Below are 4,486 nucleotides of genomic sequence, written 5' to 3'. Positions count from 1 at the left end.
GAGCCCCGCCAGGACCCGCATGCTGCGCGGCAGCTTGCCGGTGACATCTCGGGGAATGTTCAGGTCCGTGTAGAGGTGGTCGGAGGTGTGGTACGTCTCCACCGGCTCCTCGATCGGCAGGCCGAGCGCCTTGGCGATCAGACGCCAGCGGGAGACGTCGTCCCAGTCGACGAAGGTGATCGCGGTGCCCGAGCCGCCCGCCCGGCCGGTGCGGCCGATGCGGTGGACGTAGATCTTCTCGTCCTCGGGGCACTGGTAGTTGATGACGTGGGTGACGTCGTCGACGTCGATACCGCGCGCCGCCACGTCGGTGGCCACCAGCACGTCCACCTTGCCCTTGCGGAAGGCGCGCAGCGCCTGCTCGCGGGCCCCCTGCCCCAGGTCGCCGTGCAGGGCAGCGGTGGCGAAGCCGCGGGCGGCCAGGTCCTCGGCCACGCGGGCGGCGGTGCGCTTGGTGCGCGCGAAGATGATGGTGCGGCCGCGGCCCTCGGCCTGCAGGATGCGGGAGAGCACCTCGACCTTGTTCAGCGCGTGGGTGCGGTAGACGACCTGCTGCACGGTCTTGACCGTCATGGAGTCGTCGCCCGGGTCCTGGGCGCGAATGTGGGTCGGCTTGGTCATGTAGCGGCGGGCCAGGGCGACGACGGCGCCCGGCATGGTGGCGCTGAAAAGCATGGTGTGGCGGTCGGAGCGGGTGCGCGAGAGGATCTTCTCCACGTCCGGCAGGAAGCCCAGGTCGAGCATCTCATCGGCCTCATCCAGTACCACGGTGGTTACGTGGGTCAGGTCCAGGACCCGACGATCCATCAGGTCGATGATGCGACCGGGGGTGCCGACGACGATCTCGGCTCCCTGCTCGATCGCCTCGATCTGCGGCTCGTAGGCGCGCCCGCCGTACACCTGGACGATGCGCACAGTGCGCTTGGCGGCGGCGCCCGCCAGCTCCTCGGCCACCTGCTTGGCCAGCTCGCGGGTCGGCAGAATGACCAGCGCCTGCGGGGAGCCCGAGGCGGGGTCCTCATCCCAGCCCTCCTCGCCGGGGCCGAGCGTGTCCATGAGCAGCGGGATGCCGAAGCCGAGGGTCTTGCCGGTGCCGGTCTTGGCCTGGCCGATGATGTCCTGGCCGCGCAGCGCGATCGGCAGGGTGAGTGCCTGGATGGGGAAGGGGTGGGTGATGCCCTTGTCCGCCAGGGCCTGGCAGATCTCCTCCTCAACGCCGAAGTCGGCGAAGGTACGTGTGGTCAGGTCGGTTTCAGAGCCGGCATCGGTGATGTCGGGCTTGGCGTCGTCCAGCACCGGGGCGTGGGCCTGCGCGGTGGAGATGATTCCGGAGGCGGTGTCGGCCGGCGCGCCGGGCGCCTCGGTGGTCGCGGTGGGCGACTGCGGCTCGGCCGGCGCGGCGGGAGTAGTGGTTGATTCAGTTGTTGCGGTCTGCTCGGTCACGATGCGGTATGTGCTTTCGGTTGTATGTAATCCGGGCGGACCCCGGGCTCAGGCGGCGCGGATGAGGCGCCGGCGTGCGGCGGAGTCCGCGCCTGCGGTCATATACGGCAGCCGATCGCGAATGACGCCACGCACGCTGCCGTAACGGCAGGTGGGGCTGAGAGGCATGACGATGGGCATGGCGACCGGGCAACCTGCGTCCAGCCTAGTCAACCGGGCGTGGATGCGTGAGTGACCGATAAGAGAGATGGATCGCGTTGGCCGTCGAGCACTTGTGGCGAACACGGGGGTTGGCACGGCGTCAGGGCCTACCCTGACACCATGACGAGCTCTGCCCTTCCTGCCGGCCGGACCGTGGCCGCGTCGCCGTCGCCGCACACGGTTGCGGTGGTCGGCCTGGCCGCCTACGCCCGGACCATCGCCTGCACGCGCTACGCCAAGGACGCCGACAAGGCCCCGAACATGGAACTGCGCGCCGAGCTGCTGCGCATGAGCGGGGAGGCGGTCGCTTCTTTCGAACGACTGCGGGTCTCGGCGGCGGACGCTAACGTCGACGTGCTCGCGGCGGCCGAGCCCTTCGTCGGGGCTCTGGGCGACTTCGACGAGCGGCTGCGTCCCCTGGACTGGTATGAGCGACTGACCAAGACCTACCTGACTTTCGGGCTGCTGCGCGACTTCGTCGTCGCGTTGGCGGAGACGGTGGAGACGCCCCTGCGCGATCAGCTTACGGAGGACACCGACGCCGACCGACTGGCGGCCTTCGCCTCCTCCCAACTGGTGCCGGCAATCGGCGAGGACACCCAGCTGGCGGCGCGCCTGGGGCTGTGGGGACGCCGCGTGGTGGGCGAGGAGATCGGCACCATGAAGCGCCTGTTGGCCACCGCCCCGGACCTGGCCGCGTCGGGTGCCGACGGCGAGGCGCTGCACGAGGCCCTCTCCCAGGGGGCGACCACCCGCATGCGGGGGCTGGGCCTGCGCGTCTAGCCCGGGCGCCGTCGTCGGGCCGGGATCAGAAGCCGAGCAGCAGCCAGACGGTCAGGACCAGGCCGCCGACCACCACGGCGGCGTGAATGACCCGCTCGGGAATCAGCCGCTGAATCAGCGGGGCCACGTAGCCGCCGGCGAAGGAGCCCAGGCCTACCGTGATCGCGGCGCCCCAGTCGACCTGCCCCTGCACGATGAACAGCACGGCGGCGGCGAAGTTGGACAGGGTGGTCATGGGCGTCTTCATCACCACGGCCGCGTGGGTGTTCATGGGCGTGCCCAGGGTGCACAGGGCGAAGAAGAGCACCCCTGCGCCGGCGCCGAAGTAACCGCTGTAGACCATGATGGCGGCCATCAGGGCCAGGAACGCGGGCGCGGGCAGTCGGTAGTTGGTGGCGCCGCGCCGCAACCGCGGGCTCAGCGCCACCAGGGCGGTTGCGAGTAGCACCAGCCAGGGCACGATCGCCTCGAATACGCCGGGCGGGGCCACCAGCAGCAGCGCGCCGCCCACGAGCCCGCCGACGACGGCGATGAGTGCCTGGGGAAGCAGCGGGTAGTAGCGGATCTGCTTGAGCCGGTCCCAGGAGGTAATCAGTGAGCCGATGCCGCCGGGAATCAGGCTGACGGTGTTGGAGGCGTTGGCGACCACCGGCGGCACGCCCAGGGCGAGCATCGCCGGGTAGGAGACGAGCGAGGCCATTCCCACTAGGTAGCCGACGATGGCGGCAACCACTCCGGCGAGAAACAGGAGGGCGTAGGTGATCACGGGCGACATCGCCGCTAACAGTAGCCGTAACGCGTTGTGCCCCGTCGGGGCGGGCGCGGCGCGTGCGCGCGGTGGGGGCCACGTGCGCGGCGGGGCCCCCACCGGGCGCGGAAGTGTGAGGCATGATACGTGCGTGGCTCACATCGGGGCGCCGATGCTCCGCGGTGGGCACGCTGGCGAAGCAGATTCGCACAGGCAAAACAGATTCGACAATCAGCAGTCCTGACGCTGAAAGGGGACCACATGTTCGTTCGTCGCGAGGCAATCGCCGTCCGTTGTGACCACGAGGGGTGCGACCGCATGGTCGCGCATCGGGTGGTCGACACGGTCCACGACCCGGATGGCACGGCGATTGAGCGCGTGCTCGCCTTGAGCTACACCGAGCACGACGCGTTGCGCGCGGCCGAACGCGACGGCTTCAAGATCATGGGGAACCACGTCTTCTGTGAGAAGCACGACCGGCTGTAGCGCTGCCCGCGGGGTGCCCACGGCGATGATGGGCTGGCGGTGGGCATCGGTGGGCATGATGGGCGCAGCTGTCGGTGGACATGGTGGGCGCAGCGCGCCACCAGGGCTGTGCTGATCTGGTGGCTGTGGTGCGCCGACTGCGGCTGCCGGCGGTGTGTTTAGCGGTTCTTTGTGTTTGGGTGTGTGGCGGGCTGACGGGCGGCGACTGTCCGGGTTGTGGTTGGTGTGCGGGGCACGGCGGCGCGGTGGGTGACGCGATGGGTGGGATGTGCGCGGTGGATCAGGTGCGACGGTTCGCGCGTTGGACCGCCCACGCCCCGTTGGACCGCTGTAACCGGCGGCTACGGCGGTCCAACCGGAGGAACCCGGTCCAAGTAGGCACACCTCTGCGCCTGCGGGATCCGCATGATTCCGACGACTCCAACGATTCGTCCGCGGTCGCCAACACCGCCAACCCGAGAACGTCCCCGCCCCAGAGACGACCTTCTTGGCCTGAAGACGTCCTCCTCGGCCCGAGAACGACCCGGTGGGCCCGAGAACATCCTGGTTCGCCCGAGAACGTCCTCGCCGACCCGAGGACGTCCCAGGTTCGGCCAAGACGTCCTCGTCGGCCCGAAACCCTCCCGAATGTGGAGGGTTTGGGGATGAAGAGGTCGTATTCGGCAGGCTGGCACCCACCGAGTACGACCTCGCCGACCCGAAGACGACCTCCCGCACCCGAGAACGACCTCCGCCGTTGCAACCAGTGCCCGAACCGCCACGCCCACAAACGAGAAGAGCCTGTTTAGTGTCCTTGTTGGGTTTCGGCTTGGTCGGTGAGGTAGG

The 4,486-nt window shown here is 69.3% G+C and carries 4 protein-coding genes; 2 read left to right on the top strand and 2 right to left on the bottom strand.

Annotated features, from left to right (window positions below):
* Window positions 1-1,446: DEAD/DEAH box helicase (locus tag BN1056_RS05720; RefSeq protein WP_425306106.1), on the bottom strand; the 1,446-nt coding region annotated here is incomplete at its 3' end.
* 318 nt (window positions 1,447-1,764) lie between these two features.
* Here BN1056_RS05720 and BN1056_RS05715 point away from each other — a divergent pair.
* Window positions 1,765-2,427, top strand: a complete 663-nt coding sequence (locus BN1056_RS05715; protein ID WP_210579712.1) for a ferritin-like fold-containing protein — start codon at window positions 1,765-1,767, stop codon at window positions 2,425-2,427.
* Between the two features lie 25 nt (window positions 2,428-2,452).
* On the opposite strand, the gene BN1056_RS05710 is transcribed toward BN1056_RS05715, so the two are convergent.
* On the bottom strand, window positions 2,453-3,202 hold the full coding sequence (locus BN1056_RS05710; protein ID WP_159097639.1) for a sulfite exporter TauE/SafE family protein: 750 nt from the start codon (window positions 3,200-3,202) through the stop codon (window positions 2,453-2,455).
* Window positions 3,203-3,436: 234 nt separating this feature from the next.
* Between BN1056_RS05710 and BN1056_RS05705 the strand changes: the two genes are divergently transcribed.
* Window positions 3,437-3,661, top strand: a complete 225-nt coding sequence (locus tag BN1056_RS05705; protein WP_073327394.1) for a hypothetical protein — start codon at window positions 3,437-3,439, stop codon at window positions 3,659-3,661.
* The last annotated feature ends 825 nt before the right edge of the window (window positions 3,662-4,486 follow it).

The organism is Actinomyces succiniciruminis (assembly GCF_900002405.1).
Classification (GTDB): domain Bacteria; phylum Actinomycetota; class Actinomycetes; order Actinomycetales; family Actinomycetaceae; genus Actinomyces; species Actinomyces succiniciruminis.
This window is presented reverse-complemented; position numbering and strand designations above follow the sequence as displayed.

Bases quoted from the DNA above. Each gene is read 5' to 3' on its own strand.
- BN1056_RS05715 (WP_210579712.1), top strand. From the start codon at position 1,765: ATGACGAGCTCTGCCCTTCCTGCCGGCCGGACCGTGGCCGCGTCGCCG.
- BN1056_RS05710 (WP_159097639.1), bottom strand. From the start codon at position 3,202: ATGTCGCCCGTGATCACCTACGCCCTCCTGTTTCTCGCCGGAGTGGTT.
- BN1056_RS05705 (WP_073327394.1), top strand. From the start codon at position 3,437: ATGTTCGTTCGTCGCGAGGCAATCGCCGTCCGTTGTGACCACGAGGGG.